The sequence below is a fragment of the Rhodococcus sp. IEGM1339 genome, assembly GCF_050321925.1.
Classification (GTDB): Bacteria; Actinomycetota; Actinomycetes; order Mycobacteriales; family Mycobacteriaceae; genus Rhodococcus; species Rhodococcus pyridinivorans.
Genome location: NZ_JBNQFT010000017.1, coordinates 57,864 through 74,091, shown reverse-complemented (window position 1 = coordinate 74,091; position 16,228 = coordinate 57,864). Strand labels below are relative to the sequence as shown.

15 protein-coding genes and 1 pseudogene are annotated in these 16,228 nt (G+C 65.8%); 9 read left to right on the top strand and 7 right to left on the bottom strand.

Annotation, left to right across the window (positions count from 1 at the left end):
• Positions 1-124: 124 nt before the first annotated feature.
• The 4 genes from ACQR3U_RS15975 to amiA form a co-directional block, all read right to left on the bottom strand.
• Entirely contained in the window at positions 125-1,549 is a 1,425-nt protein-coding gene (locus ACQR3U_RS15975) for a YcaO-like family protein (protein ID WP_033098197.1), read from the bottom strand.
• Between the two features lie 16 nt (positions 1,550-1,565).
• Complete coding sequence (locus ACQR3U_RS15970) at positions 1,566-2,516, bottom strand: CocE/NonD family hydrolase (RefSeq protein WP_230810871.1); 951 nt, start codon at positions 2,514-2,516, stop codon at positions 1,566-1,568.
• 29 nt (positions 2,517-2,545) lie between these two features.
• Positions 2,546-3,214, bottom strand: coding sequence for a hypothetical protein (locus ACQR3U_RS15965; protein WP_230810870.1), 669 nt, complete (start codon positions 3,212-3,214; stop codon positions 2,546-2,548).
• 261 nt (positions 3,215-3,475) lie between these two features.
• On the bottom strand, positions 3,476-3,574 hold the full coding sequence (amiA, locus tag ACQR3U_RS15960; protein WP_016691944.1) for a streptamidine family RiPP: 99 nt from the start codon (positions 3,572-3,574) through the stop codon (positions 3,476-3,478).
• 133 nt (positions 3,575-3,707) lie between these two features.
• Here amiA and ACQR3U_RS15955 point away from each other — a divergent pair, with 133 nt between their 5' ends.
• The 6 genes and pseudogenes from ACQR3U_RS15955 to ACQR3U_RS15930 all read left to right on the top strand — a co-directional run.
• A complete protein-coding gene (locus tag ACQR3U_RS15955; RefSeq protein WP_230810869.1) occupies positions 3,708-4,904 on the top strand; it encodes a hypothetical protein in 1,197 nt (398 codons plus the stop codon).
• 3 nt (positions 4,905-4,907) lie between these two features.
• The gene (locus ACQR3U_RS15950) at positions 4,908-6,656 is read left to right on the top strand and encodes a prolyl oligopeptidase family serine peptidase (RefSeq protein ID WP_019289487.1); all 1,749 of its coding nucleotides are present in this window, start codon (positions 4,908-4,910) and stop codon (positions 6,654-6,656) included.
• Positions 6,653-7,804, top strand: a complete 1,152-nt coding sequence (locus tag ACQR3U_RS15945; RefSeq protein ID WP_230810868.1) for a FecCD family ABC transporter permease — start codon at positions 6,653-6,655, stop codon at positions 7,802-7,804. The genes ACQR3U_RS15950 and ACQR3U_RS15945 overlap by 4 nt, the downstream gene beginning before the upstream one ends.
• Complete coding sequence (locus ACQR3U_RS15940) at positions 7,801-8,619, top strand: ABC transporter ATP-binding protein (protein ID WP_230810867.1); 819 nt, start codon at positions 7,801-7,803, stop codon at positions 8,617-8,619. The genes ACQR3U_RS15945 and ACQR3U_RS15940 overlap by 4 nt, the downstream gene beginning before the upstream one ends.
• A 146-nt stretch (positions 8,620-8,765) precedes the next feature.
• A complete protein-coding gene (locus ACQR3U_RS15935; RefSeq protein WP_230810866.1) occupies positions 8,766-9,662 on the top strand; it encodes an ABC transporter substrate-binding protein in 897 nt (298 codons plus the stop codon).
• A gap of 583 nt (positions 9,663-10,245) precedes the next feature.
• A pseudogene (locus ACQR3U_RS15930) lies at positions 10,246-10,680 on the top strand (VOC family protein); the annotation flags it as partial.
• 57 nt (positions 10,681-10,737) lie between these two features.
• Here the strand turns inward: ACQR3U_RS15930 and ACQR3U_RS15925 are convergent.
• Complete coding sequence (locus ACQR3U_RS15925) at positions 10,738-11,805, bottom strand: hypothetical protein (RefSeq protein WP_230810865.1); 1,068 nt, start codon at positions 11,803-11,805, stop codon at positions 10,738-10,740.
• A gap of 614 nt (positions 11,806-12,419) precedes the next feature.
• Between ACQR3U_RS15925 and ACQR3U_RS15920 the strand changes: the two genes are divergently transcribed.
• On the top strand, positions 12,420-13,076 hold the full coding sequence (locus tag ACQR3U_RS15920) for an aspartate/glutamate racemase family protein (RefSeq protein WP_230810864.1): 657 nt from the start codon (positions 12,420-12,422) through the stop codon (positions 13,074-13,076).
• Between the two features lie 897 nt (positions 13,077-13,973).
• Positions 13,974-14,282 (top strand): LysM peptidoglycan-binding domain-containing protein, encoded by a 309-nt coding sequence (locus ACQR3U_RS15915; protein WP_230810863.1) that lies wholly within the window; start codon positions 13,974-13,976, stop codon positions 14,280-14,282.
• A gap of 27 nt (positions 14,283-14,309) precedes the next feature.
• Here the strand turns inward: ACQR3U_RS15915 and ACQR3U_RS15910 are convergent, their stop codons facing one another.
• Together ACQR3U_RS15910 and ACQR3U_RS15905 are read right to left on the bottom strand one after the other, a co-directional pair.
• Positions 14,310-14,747, bottom strand: a complete 438-nt coding sequence (locus ACQR3U_RS15910) for a carboxymuconolactone decarboxylase family protein (protein WP_230810862.1) — start codon at positions 14,745-14,747, stop codon at positions 14,310-14,312.
• Between the two features lie 98 nt (positions 14,748-14,845).
• A complete protein-coding gene (locus tag ACQR3U_RS15905; RefSeq protein ID WP_230810861.1) occupies positions 14,846-15,220 on the bottom strand; it encodes a winged helix-turn-helix transcriptional regulator in 375 nt (124 codons plus the stop codon).
• Between the two features lie 121 nt (positions 15,221-15,341).
• Here ACQR3U_RS15905 and ACQR3U_RS15900 point away from each other — a divergent pair, with 121 nt between their 5' ends.
• Positions 15,342-16,187: an SDR family oxidoreductase gene (locus tag ACQR3U_RS15900; protein WP_230810860.1), complete on the top strand. Its 846-nt coding sequence runs from the start codon at positions 15,342-15,344 to the stop codon at positions 16,185-16,187.
• Positions 16,188-16,228: the final 41 nt, after the last annotated feature.

The window sequence follows — 16,228 nt, the reverse complement described above, 5'->3', positions numbered from 1 at the left end:
GAGGGGGGCTCCGGGGGTGTGTGCCGTCAATGACATCGCCAGCGTCGGCGGGAGGCCGATGCTGCTACCGGGTTCGTTCGGTGCGGATGGGTGCGCTGGTCGATTCGAGGTGGTCATCGCGGGCCTACATGTGCGGAGGGGGTAGGAGTGAGAAGTCGTTGACGTTGTCTTCCCAGGTCGAGCGCCAGCCGCGATTCTGCGCGGCTGCTCGGAATCTGGGAATGCCGAAGTAGGCGAATGCGGCCGGGGCGTTCGGGACGAGACCGGTGATGAAGGTACGAACGACGCGTAGAGGTGTACGCCGGATGTCAGCGGTGGTCACGTCTCGCGTGAAGATCTGATGCCCGTGCGAGGCGAGCCGTTCGTAGATATCCGCCATCGTGGCCGTCGGCATTTCGTCGATGGCCCGAATCCCGAGTGCGGGGGCTGTGAAGCGTCGAGCGTGGCGGCGGGCCCTCGGATCGAGCCAGACCTGTACGTGAGCGCCGAGGTCGACGACATGCTCGAACTGTTCCCCGGCATCGTCGAGGTAGCGCGCGTCGCTGCGGAAGTCCAGGTAGAGGCCGCGAGCCATGAGCCCCTGTTCGACTGCACGGAACACCCAGCCGTCGGCTGTGGTGCAACCTTGGGTGTAGACCCAGGTATGCACGGCTTCGAGGACGGCCTTGCGTGCGGCCCGGTCCGGATCGAGTGCAGCGGAGAACCCGGCGGCGTAGATCCCTCGTTTCGTGTCGCGGAGGAGAGCCGCGACAGCGGGAGCGAACTCGGAAGGCATGGCGACGAGTGACACCTCGAAGTTGCCCCCGGTGAGATCGTCACGCAGGCCAGGAACACTGTCCGGGTCGATGCCGTATGTCGGCCCGTCGAGGTGCCACCAGACTTCCAGTGCGTCGCGTTCGATGACTTCGAGAACACCTCGGTCCCGGGCATCGTCGGCGCCTTGACCGGTAGCGATCCCTGCATAGTTCAGGTGATGCGTTCGCGGCAGGTGTCGGAATCTCGACTGCCGCCAGTTCAGGTAGATCAATGACGCCGGGATCCAGGCGTGTTCACCGTCCGTGCGTTGACACCGGGTCCACAGCGTGGGAGTGGTTTCCGTCAACGGTGCGTAGGGAAATCGCGATCGCTGGTACTGCCACGACGCAAATGTGGGGAGGTCGTCGAGTGGAAGTGGGGCGTTGTCGTCGGACAGCAGGTCTGCGTATGTAGCGATTCTGAACTGTTCGGTAGGGAGCTCGGCGGGAAGCCAGTTGCCGCAGTACCGTTCGACGCCCTCGGCGATCGCGGCGATCCGCGCAATGTCCGGGTCGTCGAATGACGTGCCGAGCGAGACGCGATCGGCGGGCCATTCCCCGAGCTGGCGAGCATCCGCTACCGACGCGGTCAGTCCCAGGTAGGCGGTGGGGGCGCCGTCGGGGTGTGGAACGGCGCGTACGGATCGGATGACACCGCACTCTGCGTCGACCAGTGACTCGACCGGCAGTGTCGGGAGCTCGTGGACGGTGAGGTCGGTGCTGTGTGAATTCTTGCCGCTGTCTCGGGGGTTCATGGGCGGTCCTTTCTGCTCATGCTGCCGTTCTGCTCTGCTGCCAGCTGCCGCTGTCCGGATCGAAAGCAGAAACGTAACGAGCGGGCTCGAGCCGGCCGAGCCGTGCAGCGAAGGGTGTGTGGGTGCGGAGCCAGCCGTCGATGATGCCCCCGATGCCTCCGCTGTTGTCGAGTTGTTCGCGCGTGTGGGGGTCAGTGAGGTCTGCGGCGAGACGATGCCCCCACGGGCCGGTCACGAGATGACTGTCGCTCGGCCAGGAAGCGGCCAGGCGGCGGGCATCGGCGTCGAAGAAGTCGTGTGCTCCGGTGACGACGAGCAATGGTGAGGTCAGTTCTGCGTAGCGGGTGCGCACGCTGAGGTGCGTCGCAGTCCAGAGACGTTCCCAGCGCTCGAACACGGCTGCCGGCCAGGACCATTCGCGGGCGGCTGAGATCACGCCGATTTGTTCGGTTCGGCGAACGCGGGTGGCGAGCTCGTCAGGGGGCAGCGGCTTCCGCGATCGTGGGCCGATGCCGTGCTCGTGCCACCACGCGATGCGATGGTCGATCTGAGGGGCACCGTCGGGATTCCGTGCCGTCTCTGCCAATCCCAGTGCCGGCACCAGCACGATGATCCCGTCGGGGGCTGATTGCTCGTGCCGCATCGCGCCGTACGCGCCTTCGAGTGCTGCATGTGCAGCGTACGAGGCCCCGAATGCGATGAGCGGTAGACCCGGGAAGTGCGCGCGGAGCTGCGCGATGACCTCGGCGCCGTCGATGGTCTCATGCTGATACGGATCCCATTCGCCGGACGAAAGATACCGTCCGCGTACGTCCTGGATCAGGCAGTGGTATCCGCGGCCTGCCCAGGATCGGCCGGTCTCGGTGTGACGCCGGGCGTCGTACGGGGTGCGGAGCAGGACGATCCCGGCGGCGTCGTCGATCTCCCACAACAGGCCGCCGAGGCGGATGTCGTCCGAGGTCGTCATGGTGTGTAACCGGGGGAGTGGTGGCGGGGTCATGCCGTGGCCTGCGGTTGGTCGGGGAGGTATGGCGGTTCGTATCCGAGGATCGGATGTTCGGTCGTCCTGCCTGTGGCGGGGACGAGTTTCCAGAGCGTGTGGCGGTGGTGTGTCAGCGTCGCCGCTTGTTGCGCCCATGCAAGCGCGACGGTGAGGACTTTGCTCACTGTCATGGCGCGGGCGTAGGTGTCGGGCACCGTGGTGGCACCGGGTGCGTTGTGGATCCACTCGGTCATCGCAGTGGGTGTGAGGCTGGCGGCGATACGTCGCCGTAGCACGTGGTCGGCCGTTGCGTCGCCCGCAGCGAGTGTCAATGGGTCCACGAAACACACGTCGCCTTCTCGGTATGTGCGGAGCCAGGCGACGGACGGGCGACGTTGTGCGTCCAGCAGGCCCCAATGTTGGCGCTCGTTCGGCGAGTCCGCGTATGAGATCACCAGGCTCGGATCGTCGGCGCAGGTTTCGTCGCGGAGAATCGGATCTCTCGAGAGTTCTTGGGTGGTGGCGAAACGCGACGGTGTGGCTCCCCACGTGCGGAGCGCGTCGGCGGTGTCGTCGGCGATCGGTCCCGTTCCGGTAAGGATGACTGCACGTCGCGCTTCGGGCCAGCGTGCCTGCATGTCGGCGGTGTCGCGTTCGGCGACTTCCTCGTTCAGGCGCTGCACGTAGGTGCAGGCAGTCTTGGTCGCTGACGCCGGATCGTGCAGTGCGGGAAGAAGATCGGTCGGCGGGTTCTGGACCTGAAGGAGCGTGCCCGCGGTGGTGCGGAGCGTGACTGTGTTGTCCCTGGAGGCGATCAGATGGCCTGGAGCGCCAGGGAGCGCAACAACGGAAGAATTGGAGGACATCGGCAGCCTTTCGAACGAGCCCGGTCGAGCAGCCCCGGTGGCTGCTCGACCGGGCGTGTGCAGTGTGTGCTGCGAAGGTCAGTCGAACGGGTTCTCGACGAGTGCGTTCGAGTGCGTGGCCGACAGGTGGGCCAGCTGCTCGGTCTCTTCGATCTCGGCGAGGATCTGCTTGTCCATGGGACTTCTCCTTCGTGTGTTCTGTCGGCCGCACCGGATGGCGTGGCCGTGTCCGCGAGGCGAACGACCGGAGCATAATTGAAAACGATTGTCAGAATCAATAGTATGTGGACGCATGAGACCTTCGCAGCTCGTGCTCGTCGATTACCGCGCCGATCGCGTGTACGGCATCAGCGATACGACAGCGACGCTCCACGGGCCCGGGCCCGGGCCCGGGCCCGGGCGCGGGCACGCAGCGGAGCACGCAGGGGTTCTTTCCCTGGGGGGAACATCGGGCGGGCACGCCTTCGCCGATGATCTGCGCGGCGAACTCATTGTGGTGCGACAGGGCGTCGCAGCGACGGTTCCGGTCGCAACGCCTGTGGAACACATCGCAAGTGACCCGAGCGGACGATACGTAGTGGCAACTACAGGCTTCGGTGCCAATTCCGAGCCGTGGAGTGACGTCGTGACAGTCGTCGACCTCGATACGAATACATCCAGGCGGTTCCGCTCACGCATCGGCGAACCCGGCGCGGGCCTCGTCCGCGATCGAGCGACCGGTGAACCGTTCATCGTCCTCCGGCATCGCTCGCCAGGGGCGATTGAGGCGCTCGCGCTCGCGGCAGCGCTCAGGGTCGGTCCCCACGTTCCCGTCCTGCGCGGAGCGATGACCGAGGTCGCGGACGACGGGCATGGCGATGTCGCAGATGCGCGGACCGGAATCTTCGCCACCGCGACGAGCCGAGGTCTCGAGCGCTTCGCGGTGGAAGCGGGCGTTCCTGTGCCACTGGGGATCGTACCGTGGCCGGTACCCGGTCGTGCGTTCTACCTGCGCATGGACTCCGACGCAGGAAAAGCCCTAGGTGTTGTGCGCGGGGGCCCGGCGAACCCGACTGCATGGGCGGAATGGACGAACCACCTCGTCGAGATCGATCTCACCACCGGCCGAACCGCTCACGCATCACTGCCCCCGGGACTTGCCTTTCGCTTCGCGCTGGCACGCACCCGCGCTGCAGTCGCAACGATCCATCCGGACGGCGACCAACTTACGATCTTCGAACGGCAGAGACCGCAGCTACGCATTCACCGGCAGCTGTCACTGCCCGACATGAGTGCCCCTCCGACACCGGGACGCCTGCCCTGGGATCCGGTCGGTGACGCACCGGCGCAACGCAGGGCCGTCGCCCTTGCCCCCGCCGGTGACACTGTTGCCGTCACACGCGGCGGGGACGGCGAACTCCACCTGATCGCCGACCGATCGTTCGAGACCGTCACTGTTCCCACCCCCGTGGACGAGGGGGGCCTGCTGTTCTGGCCGGGAGGCCCTCACGACGGAATGGGCCGCTGAGTCGTGACCTCATCCTCTTTCCCGATCAACGATGCTCTCGATGCCGCGCTCGCACGTTGGGAACAGTACGGCCGCCCCGGCACACCCGACACGGGGTTCGTACTCAGCCGCTTGCCCGGCAGACGCACACGCGGAATCTACGTCGCCGGATCGGAGCAACCGATCTTCGAACCGGACGCGCACATCCTGGCGATGTCGCCGGCGCCTGACGGCCGCCGCATCGCCCTTCAGCTCGCGGAGCGGGCAGACGAAGACGGGGTTCTCGCCGTGCTCGATACCACCTCCGGAAATCTCCGCCACTACAACGACATCCATTGCCGCTACGAACCGATGCAATGGACTCCGGACGCCCGGTCGCTGGCAGTGGTTGCTCGTTCCCCTCAACGGCTCGTGCAGGTCGATGTCGTCCACGACGAAGTCACCGTCGAACCGGTCGCCGGTGATGCACGATGCAGACTCTTCTCTGCCGGCATCCATATGCTTCTCGCCGAGAGTCGACCAGCGAGCCCGACCCGATTGATCCGCCTCGACAACAGTGCGCGTCTCGGTTCCTTCCCATCGATCACGGGCGTATTCGGAATCAACGACGGCGACGTCCTCGTGTATGGGGGCAATGCATTGCACGTGCTCGACGCGCATTCGGGGGTGGAACGATGGCGATGGATGGACCCTGCGGTGCGGCTGACCGCCGTCACCGTCACCGGGGACACGGTTCATGCGAGCGCGGTTCGCGCCGGCGCCAGCGTGCTACTGCGACTCGCACACGGAACCGTGATCGACGAATGGCCCGTGAATAGCGGCGGGTCGGTCGCATCGATCACGGATCTGGGCGCCGACGGCGGCAGAACGTATGTCGTAATCGAAGCACCGGCAGTGCCTCCGCACGTGGTAACCGTCGACGAGCGCACCCGCGGCGGTGGCGCGGCGACGGTCGCCGGAGACTTCGAGACTGTGCGACACGAGTTCGCGGCAGATGATGGGGAGACTTTGACGGTCGTCGTCACCTCTCCGAAAGGGCTCACCGGCCCGGCCCCGACCATTTTGACGTGTTACGGCGGCTTCGGAGTCCCTGATCTTCCCGTCTTCGAACCGACGATTCCCGCGTGGGTGGAGTCCGGGGGCAGATACGCGACAGCACACATCCGTGGCGGTGGGGAGCACGGTGAGCAGTGGCGTCGGGCCGGTTACGGCGCCGGGAAGCGGCGAGGGATCGATGACCTTGCCGACGCTGCTCGTGGTCTGGCCGGCGCAGACTTGACGAACCCCGAATTGCTCGTGCTCGCCGGTGCTTCTCACGGCGGAACCGTGGTGGCGAGTTGCGCTCTCGACCATCGCGGAATATGCACGGGCTTCGCCACCACGGCAGCACCTTTGGATCTGCTCTCCCTCGAGAAGCACCCGCTCGGCCGAATCTGGCTCGACGAGTTCGGTGATACGAGCAGTCCCGAAGGCACGCAGGAACTTCGTGCGATATCACCGCTGCACCGCGCGAAGATGATCGACCCGGAGCACAGGCTGCCGCGATTCCTCGGGATCGTGCTCGCCGAGGACTCGCGCGTGAATCCCGATGACAGCTATGCGTTGGCCTCAGTTCTCCGAGAAGCGGGAGCAGAAGCACTCGTGTGGGAAGCACCGCACGCCGGTCACGGCTCCAATCATCTCGACAGTCTGCACTCGATGGGTTCGGTGCTTCTCAGCTTCGCTGCACACACCACCCGACGCACCCGCTCTTCCGAAGGACGACACGCATGACACCGGATATTTCGACGGCTGCGGCAACGCCGCAGCCGCCCGTTTCCCTCTCAGCTGCGGCCGGTCATGACACAGCCGCTGCCGCGCACGTCCCCCGCCGAAGGGGCGCGCTGGCGGTGCGGATCCTGGTGCCGTCGTTGTCGGTGCTCCTAGTGGTGATGTTCGTGTTGTCCGTGAGCGTGGGGACGATCGCGGTACCTGCGATGGACGCGGTGAAGATCCTTGTCGGACATCTGGTGCCGGGTATGCCGTGGATGACGGACGGCTCGCTGACGACGATGCAGGACAACGCAGTGTGGCAGTTCCGGCTTCCGCGTGCCGTTCTCGCGGCATTGACCGGTGCGTCGCTCGCGCTGGCGGGAGCGCTCATCCAGGCCGTGGCGCACAATGCGCTCGCCGAGCCGTACATCCTCGGAGTCTCGGCGGGTGCCGGCGTCGGGGCCGTGTCGTACATCGTGCTCGGCATCGGGATCGGTTCGCTCGGTATCGGGGCATCAGCGTTCATCGGGGCGGGGATCGCGACGGGTGCGGTGTACCTCCTGGCGTGCAAGGGCGGTCGAATCGCTCCACAACGGCTGATCTTGGCAGGGGTTGCTCTCGGATCGTTGTTCAGCGCAGTCACCAGCTACCTGACGATCTCAACCGATGCACAGAACGTGTACAGCATCATGTTCTTTCTGCTCGGCTCCGTCTCGGCGGCGACGATGCCACAGTTGCTCCTCCCGGTGATCGCGTTGATCGCGGTTGCGATCTTCGCCGCGACCCGTGCGCGTGCGCTCAACGCGTTGCTCGTCGGCGACGACGCGGCCACCTCACTCGGCATCAACGTCAACGGGTTGCGCGCCACGGTCCTCATCGCCGCCGCGCTTCTGACCGGCGCGGTGGTGGCAGTCTCCGGTGGCATCGGGTTCGTGGGCCTGGTCGTGCCGCACGTGGCCCGCATCATCGTCGGCTCCGATCACCGCAAGATGCTGCCGGTCGCAGTCCTGGGGGGAGCGGTGTTCCTCACGACCTGCGACCTGCTGGCACGCACGCTGGTCGCACCTGCGGAAGTCCCTCTCGGAGTACTCACCGCACTGGTCGGCGCCCCGTTCTTCCTGTGGTTGTTGCGCCGCGACCGCGCCAACCGGCTGGGTATGAGCCGATGAGAGTCACCGTCGACCAACTGGGCGCGCGCCGAGGAGACCGGGACATCCTCCGCGACATCAGCTTCGAGGTCCCTTCCGGCACGGTTCTGGGCCTGCTCGGGCCGAACGGCAGCGGGAAATCGACTCTGCTGCGCGCCCTCTCCGGAATCGACATCCCATCAGCAGGGACGGTGCGCTACGACAATGCCTTGCTGGCCGCCCTCACCCGCCGCCAGCTCGCGCAGAGGGTAGCGGTGATGACGCAGGAGCACAGCGAAGAATTCGAGATCCCCGTCCTCGATCTTGTACTTCTCGGACGCATCCCGCACGGGGCGGGCTTCGGACGTGACTCGGACTCGGACATCGCGCTCGCGCTGGGCGCGCTTGCCCAGGTCGGCGCCGGTCACCTCGCATCTCGAGCGTTCTCGGAGCTGTCCGGCGGTGAGCGGCAGCGCGTGCTGTTTGCCCGGGCGCTCACACAGGACACGCCGGTGCTCATTCTCGACGAGCCGACGAATCACCTCGATATTGCCCATCAGCTCGAGCTGCTCGACCTTGTGCGCACGACCGAGCGCACAGTACTTGTCGCCCTCCACGACCTCAACCTCGCGGCTCGCAACTGCGACGCGATCGGTGTGCTCGCAGACGGAGGGCTCATCGCCTACGGAGCCCCCGACGAAGTGCTCGACGTCGACCTCATCCGTTCGGTCTTCCATGTCGAGTCCACCTCGGTCGTCCACCCGCGTACCGGACAACGGCACTTCGTCTTCGACGAGCGCGTACGCACCGCCGACGAAGCCGGTATCACTCTGAGAAAGGAAATCCCCATCCGATGAACTCTCTTTCCAGCAACCCGAGACCAGCGAGTAAAGGCCTGACCGCTGGTGTCGGTCTTCTCGTCCTCGCATCACTTCTGCTCACTGCCTGCGGCACGAGCGTGACATCCATCGGCAGTGGCATTTCCGAAGGCACGCGCGAGACGGTGACGTTCAGCAACTGCGGGCGCGAGCTCACCTTCGAGCAACCGCCCACTCGGGTCGTCGGCATGATGCCGTCCCAGACCGATCTGCTGCTGCGCCTCGGAGCCCAGGACACGCTCGTCGGCCAGGCCCAGGTCAGCACCTCAGAACTCCCTGACGACGTCGCCGGTCGTGCTGCCGACGTCCCTGTGCTCAGCACGGACACGCCTCCGGCTCGTGAGGACCTCCTGACCGTCTCACCGGATCTGGTGGTCTCGCCCACCGAGTACGAGTTCACCGCCGAGCAGGGCTACGCCAGCATCGAACAACTCTCCGAAAACGGCGCCCAGGCCTACGTTGCCACCGGCGGATGCGCGGACCGTCGCTCCAGCGCACAAGTCACCGACCTGTTCATCGACATCGCCAACCTCGGGCAGATCCTCGGAGTTGCCGACGCGGCCGATGCGCTCGCCGAGGGCGCGCAGAACCGCCTCGAGGCCGTCGAAGAGTCGATCAGAGGAGAAGAGCCTGTGACCGTGGCCCAGGTCTGGGTCGAGGGGAACGTTCTCGGTGCGATCGGTGCGGGCATCGAGTACGACATCATCCGCACCGCCGGCGGCGAGAACGTCTTCGACCCGGACGCCCCGGAGTTCGCGGACTTCTTCTCGGCCGAGATCAACCCTGAAGAGATCATCAGCCGCAACCCCGACGCCATTGTGTTCGGCACCACCAGCGACAAGCAGGAACAGCAGGTGCTCGAATACTTGCGCGCCACATTCCCGAACGTCACAGCGGTTCGGGACGGTCTGCTCATCGGCGTCCCACAGAGCGACTTCTATCCCGGCACCATCGGCAACGTCGAGGCGGTCGAAACCATCGCGGAGCGGCTCTACCCGGACGCCTTCCACAGTCAGAGGTAAGGACCTTGACATGACTGTTCAGTCTGCTCGGGAACCGAACGCAGTCGATCGAGCCGGTCTGCGGCGCGGCACCCGTGCGGGTGGGTGCGCCGAAGTCCGAAGCGGTGGCCGCGGGGTCGGCCGGTCTGTCGCTCCGAGCGGAGTGCCTTGACCTTCGACGAAGACATCCCCCCGAGTTCGTGGCCTTGACCGTAGCTACCGGTAAGCCTGGATGCACCGAACCGGCGGAGATAACCAGCGCGTCGTAACAACGAAATGCCCTGTCGCAGTAAAAGAATTGAACTTCTCACAGAATCAATTCGGGCTCTACTGCTCTGAATGTGGATGAGCAGGTGTGTGATATGACGGGGCGGTGGTGCGGGTGTGATGCTGTCGGAGATCGGATGGGGCATCGCGCTGTGCCTGCTGATGCTTGTCAGGGCTGCTCGGATCAGAGGGGCGCGTCGTAGCTCATCGATGCGGTGGTGGGGAACGATCCGATATCCCACCGAGTCCGCGGAATGCCGAGATCCGAGCACCGGCTCCGTCCCAGCAGTAAACGGACGAGACAACATCGAAGGATGGATCCCATGGCACACGTACACACGTACGACGTTTCGACCATGTCGGCCTCACCGTCTCCGACCTCGACGTTGCGACGGCGTTCTTCGCCGGCCTCGGTTTCGAGGTCGAAGGCACCGGCTCTGTGCAGGGCGACTTTCCTGCGACCGTCTGCGGACTCCCCGGCACGCACTGCGAGATCGTGATGCTCCGACCCCCGGACGGAGGGACCCGGCTCGAGCTTTCGCGCTTCATCGCGCCCGACCACCTCCCCGGTTCGCCGACGGCGATGCCGAACGAGCTCGGGATCCGCAATGTGTCGTTCGAGGTCGGCGACCTCCAAGTTGCCGTCGACGCTGTAGCCGAGCAGGGTTACGGGCTCGTCGGGGGTATCGGTGAATACGAGAACAGCGTGCGAATGGCGTACGTGCGGGGACCGGACGGCATCATCGTGTCGTTGTTCGAACAGCTCGGTTGACGCTCGCCCCCGCCGGCGGAGATCGGCATCGAACCTCTCGATGATCGGGCGACCGGCTCAGCTCGTCCCGGCGGCCCCCACTGCATCCAGTTCGGCGCGGAGAGAGGTCGATTCGGTTCTCAGCGTCAGATTTTCAGTCTGAAGCGTCTTCGTCTCGTCGCGCAAGGCGGTGATCTCGTCGCGCAGTGCCGACAGTTCGGCCCGCAGTTCGTCGCCGCGTGCTCGTGCCGCGGTCTCGGCTGCCTGGGCCGTCGCGGCGGTGATGCGCGATTCCTCGAGTCGGCTCCGTAGCTCGGAGGTGCGGTCGCGCTCGGTGGTGAGCTCGGTGTCGAGGCGCTCGCGGGTAGAGACCTCCCGGTCGAGTGCGGCCTGCAGGCGCGCGATCTCGGCTCGCAGGTCGGTGACCTCGACGGTCGCGCGCTCACGCTGGGCTGCTGCCTCGTCGAGTTCGCGTCGCTGCGCGGTGAGGGATTCGTCCTGCTGAACGATCGTCGCACGCAGGTCGCCGACTACCCCTGTGTGCTCGGCGGTCGCGGCCTCGAACTCGTCCTTCCACCGCTGCAGTGTTGCGGCGTGCTCGTCCTTGAGGCGCGTCAGCTCGGCGTGATGCGTCTCTTCGAGTCGGCGCACCTGTTCGGTGTGTGCGGTACGAGCGTCGGCGAGTTCGGCGTCGACGGCGGCCACTGCCGCGTCGGCGTTGTCGCGGTCCTCGAGTGCCTGGGCGAGTTGTTCGCGTAGACGGACGATCTTCGCGTCGGCGTCGGCTTTGACCTTCGCGAGTTCGGCGGCGGACCGCGTCATCTGCGCCTCGAGGGCCTCGGCGGCGGTGAGCTTGTCGACCGCGGTGGTGATCCGTTCGGCGATCGCCGAGTACTGCTCGACGCTGTTGGTTGCGAGGGCGCGTAGGGCAGTGGTGGCGGCCGTGAGCGCGGAGACCGCATCGTCCGGGCTCTCGACGACCGCCGGGGCCGTGCCGGCGGCTTCTTTCTTGGCGCGTTCGCGTTCGCGATAGGCGCGCACACGGTCGGCTGCCGTGGCGTACTTCCGAGGGCGTCCCACCCGGGGTTTGCTCGAGTCCTCCTCGTCGGTGGTCGCTTCGGGAGTGGGGGAGTGTGCGTCGGTCATGGAGGTCCTCGTCGTGGCGCGTCGAAATCCCGGGTCGCAGGTATCGTACCGCATTTAGTTACGCAATTAAGAAACGGTACTGTGATGAAACGAAACGATATGAAACGCTGCGAACTGGGTAGAAACCACACGATGTGGCTTTTCGTAACGAAGAGCGCAGTAGAAACAGCTTGATCTCATCCGTGATCGAGTGTGCGTACTGATCGTCATAATCCCCACTTATGACGATCAGCTGCCGGCGACGGTCGAAAACTGTGCACCCCCCGGATCGGGGACCGGGAAGCCCGCTGAGGAAGGGGCCCCTCGACTGTGGCGCCGGTCACCGACTGTGCGGGGCGGGAGTTGTCGAATGTCTGCTCCAGCCGGCGGATGTAATGAAACACATTGCAGCGCTGGGCAGTCTGAGCTCGCTTGAGCGTGTATCGGCACACCGAAGAGAAGAGGTAATCGAATGGGCTCTGCAGCAATGTTCCTTGCGGATGCTCTCGTCGCCGTCATCACGCAGCTGATCGAGACCGGATCGTCATCCGGATCCTGATCTATCACCGCCGTGGTCGCCCTCCCGCTCGTCACACGGAGAGCGACCACAGGCGCAGGACAGAGGGGGCACAAGGATGAAACACGTCGGAATCCTGGGCCACAGCTGGGAAGGTGCCTCGCTGTGCTGGCGCGAGGTCTGTCAGCACAGCAACCGTCTCGGGCATCCGGCGCATCCGGATGTCACCATGGACTGCATCTCCTTCGAGCACTGCATGCCCGCGTGGGAGCGCGGGGATTACGAAGCGGTGCGCGCCATGCTTGCAACCAGCGTCGATCGTCTGGCCTGGGCCGGCTGCGACTTCTTCGTGTGCCCGGACAACACCGCTCATCTCGCGCTCGAAGCACCCGGTGATCCACTCACGATTCCCGGGCTGCACCTGATCGACATCGTGGCCGACGCAGCGCAGCGTGCCGGGCACCGGCGCGTCGGCATCTCTGGGAACGCGGTTCACGACGATCAGGACCTGGTACACGCGGCGATCTTCGACGAACTGGTGCACGGCATCTTCCGGGACGAGACCCGGACGTCCTTCGTGGACCTCATCGGCAGACTCGCGGACTCTGGATGCGACGCGGTTGCGCTGGTGTGCACCGAGATCCCGCTGTTGGTCTCCCCGGCCGACTCGCCGTTACCGGTACTGGACTCGACACGACTGTCCGGACAGGCGGCCCTCGAAGTGGCTCTCGGAACGCGCGACCTGCCGACCTGGCGCGGCGGACAGTTCCGGTGATAACAGGCAGGTAGCCGCGGCGGGTCGTAGCATCGAGCATATGGTCCTCTTCTACGAGATCGCCCTCGTGATCGCGTCGGTGCTCATCGCGTGGTTCGCGGTGTACGTGCTGTACCGCCTCGTCACCGACGAATCCACCAGCCGGCACTGACGGGTCGCCCGACCGACCGGACACAGGTGGACATGTCGGCCACACTGCCCAGGCTCAGGGAGCCCGGGGTACGTCGGACGTCGGTGCCCCAACTTTGTCGAACACGTTCCGAGTGCCGTACGCGACGGGCATGAGGGCAGACCATGACCGACAGCTCCTTCCGTCCCGAGCGCACCTACCGACCGAGCCGGTGGCGACACATCGAGAGCATCGTGATGAGCGCGCTCACTCGTGCGGGTTTGGTGCCGCACTCCTCTCTGCTGACCACTGCTGCCACCGACGTAGTCGAAGGGACTCCTCGGTAGTGATTTCGGGTAGCGCGCTACGCGTGTGCCTGCTGCCGTTAGTGACCACCATGATCTTCGTCGATTCGATTCGGATCGCGGACGCTCGACACCACCGAGGTACGGTCATGGTTACGAAATACGAAGTCGTCGCAGGCGACACGCTCTCGAAGTTGGCGCAGAGGTTCTACGGTGACGCGACGCTGTTCCCCGTCATCGCCGTTCCGAACGGCATCACCGATCCGGACGAGATCACCGTCGGACAGGAACTGCTCATCCCGTACATCACCGAACGGCACACCGTTGCACCGGACGAGACACTGTCGGGATTGGCGCAACACTTCTACGGCGACGGGACCCTGTTCCCGGTGCTCGCGGCGGCCAACCACATCGCCGACCCGAATGTCATCCAGGTCGGCCGCTCACTGCTGATTCCCGAACTCGGGGACGTGGGGCACCACCGTGGTCGCGGGAGAGACCCTCTGGGAGCTTGCACGCCGCTGGTACGGCGAGGCGCAGCTGTATCCGGTGATCTCGTTCCCGAACCACATCACCGACCCCGACCACGTCGAGGTCGGCCGCGTGCTGATTCGTCCGGGGCTCAACTATCGGCACACCGTCGTCCCTGGCGATACCCTGCGGGCTCTGGCGGAGGACCACTACGGGAACGCGGAGATGTTCGCGATGATTGCGGCTGCCAATCACATCGCTGATCCGAACAGGATCACCGTCGGGCAGGTGCTGTTCTTCCCGAACCTCACCAACTTCTGACCAGAGGGGCCGTGAGGCCGGTGCGGGTCACGTGGCGACGGGGTAGTGGCTCCGAACGGCGATGCGGTTCCACGCGTTCATGACGATCGCAAGCCACGTGACCGCGGAAACCTGCTCGTCACTGAGTGCACCGTTGTCCCACTCGTGACGACCGGGTTCCATGGGGCGTGTGACTTCTTCCGCCAGCGCGAGCGCGGCGCGCTCCTGGTCGGTGAAGTACTGCGACTCCCACCAGGCCGCGACGACCGCGAGACGAGCGGTGGTCTCGCCCTTCTCCAGGGCGTCGCGCGTATGCATACGCAGGCAGAACGCGCATCCGTTGAGCTGCGACGTGCGGATCTTCACCAGTTCGGCGAGCTTCGCATCGAGACCGGCCTGCGAGACGGCCTCCTCGACCTCCTTGTTCAACGCCAGAACGTTCTTGTAGGCGGCCGGGTGCTGCTTACCGAGATTGATGTGCGCCATTGTGGATGTCCTTCCAGCGGGCGACATCGGCCGGAGCGACCGGCCGCTTCATTCTGTCAGCCGCATCCATGCCGGTGGGTGTGGTTCGCGCCGCCGGATCAGTGGGTGCGGTCGTGCTCGTCCTGCGCGGCGACGATCTCGGGCATCGACTCCTCCACGACGTCGATGAGCGTCAGCAGGGGCGCGGTGATGCGGCGTCCGAGGTCGGTGAGCGAGTACTCGACATGCGGAGGGATCGTCCCCAGGACGGCGCGGTGGATCAGGCCGTCGCGTTCGAGGGTCTGCAGGGTCTGCGACAGCATGCGTTCGCTCACGCCGTCGACCCGGCGACGCAGTTCCGAGAACCGGCGCGTGTCGTCGACGAGGGCCGCCAGCACCAGCACACCCCAACGCCCGGTGATGTTCTGCAGCACCGGACGCGACGGGCACTCGCGCGCGAAGACGTCGGCTTCGGGGAGGCGATCGGTGCTCATGAATGCCGAGTATACGGCGGCTATGCGAACGATGGGTACCGGCTCCAATGGTTGCACTTACGAAAAGTAAGTGATGGAATGGTGGCGTTCCCGATCCCGCTCGACCACTTCGAGGAGTCCCATGACCATCGCTGTCACCGGAGCTGCCGGCCACCTCGGCCGCCTGACCATCACCGCTCTCCGCACCCGCGGTATCGCCGCCGGCGACATCGTCGCCGTCGTGCGCGACGCCGCGAAGGCCGCAGACCTGGCGGCCGACGGGGTGCAGGTCCGTGTTGCGGACTACGCCGATGCGGCGTCCCTGCGCGACGCGCTGGCCGGTGTCGACAAGCTGCTTCTCGTCTCCGGCAGCGAAGTGGGGCAGCGACTGCCCCAGCACACCAACATCATCGACGCCGCCCAGGCCACCGGCGTCGCGTTCATCGCCTACACCTCGATCCTGAACGCGGCGACGAGCCCGCTGATCCTCGCCGGCGAACACAAGGCCACCGAGGAACTGCTCGCCGCCTCCGGTATCGACCACGCCCTGCTGCGCAACGGCTGGTACTGGGAGAACTACGACAGCTCGGTCGCCGCTGCCGCTGCCACCGGGGCGCTGTTCGGTTCGGCCGGCACAGGCCGCGTCGCCGGGGCCGCCCGCAAGGACTTCGCCGAAGCGTCCGCCGTGGTCCTCACGACCGAGGGACACGCCGGTGCCGTCTACGAACTCGGCGGTCAGCGACTGACCTACACCGAACTGGCGGAGGTCCTCTCCGACATCGTCGGCGTACCCGTGACCTACAAGGATCTGCCGAAGGAGGGGTACGCGACGATCCTCGAGAACGCCGGTGTGCCCGCACAGTTCGCCGCCGTGCTCGCCGACTCCGACGCGGGCATCGCCGTCGGCGCGCTCGACACCGACAGCGGAGATCTCGAACGCCTCATCGGGCGCCCCGCCACGCCGGCAGCCGAAGCGATCGGTGCCTGACACCCGCTAATCCCGTCGGGTCCGGGCGCGTGATGGCAGGA

Coding starts and splice junctions, on each gene's coding strand:
- ACQR3U_RS15975 (WP_033098197.1), bottom strand. CDS start 1,549: ATGAACCCCCGAGACAGCGGCAAGAATTCACACAGCACCGACCTCACC.
- ACQR3U_RS15970 (WP_230810871.1), bottom strand. CDS start 2,516: ATGACGACCTCGGACGACATCCGCCTCGGCGGCCTGTTGTGGGAGATC.
- amiA (WP_016691944.1), bottom strand. CDS start 3,574: ATGGACAAGCAGATCCTCGCCGAGATCGAAGAGACCGAGCAGCTGGCC.
- ACQR3U_RS15945 (WP_230810868.1), top strand. CDS start 6,653: ATGACACCGGATATTTCGACGGCTGCGGCAACGCCGCAGCCGCCCGTT.
- ACQR3U_RS15940 (WP_230810867.1), top strand. CDS start 7,801: ATGAGAGTCACCGTCGACCAACTGGGCGCGCGCCGAGGAGACCGGGAC.
- ACQR3U_RS15925 (WP_230810865.1), bottom strand. CDS start 11,805: ATGACCGACGCACACTCCCCCACTCCCGAAGCGACCACCGACGAGGAG.
- ACQR3U_RS15920 (WP_230810864.1), top strand. CDS start 12,420: ATGAAACACGTCGGAATCCTGGGCCACAGCTGGGAAGGTGCCTCGCTG.
- ACQR3U_RS15910 (WP_230810862.1), bottom strand. CDS start 14,747: ATGGCGCACATCAATCTCGGTAAGCAGCACCCGGCCGCCTACAAGAAC.
- ACQR3U_RS15905 (WP_230810861.1), bottom strand. CDS start 15,220: ATGAGCACCGATCGCCTCCCCGAAGCCGACGTCTTCGCGCGCGAGTGC.
- ACQR3U_RS15900 (WP_230810860.1), top strand. CDS start 15,342: ATGACCATCGCTGTCACCGGAGCTGCCGGCCACCTCGGCCGCCTGACC.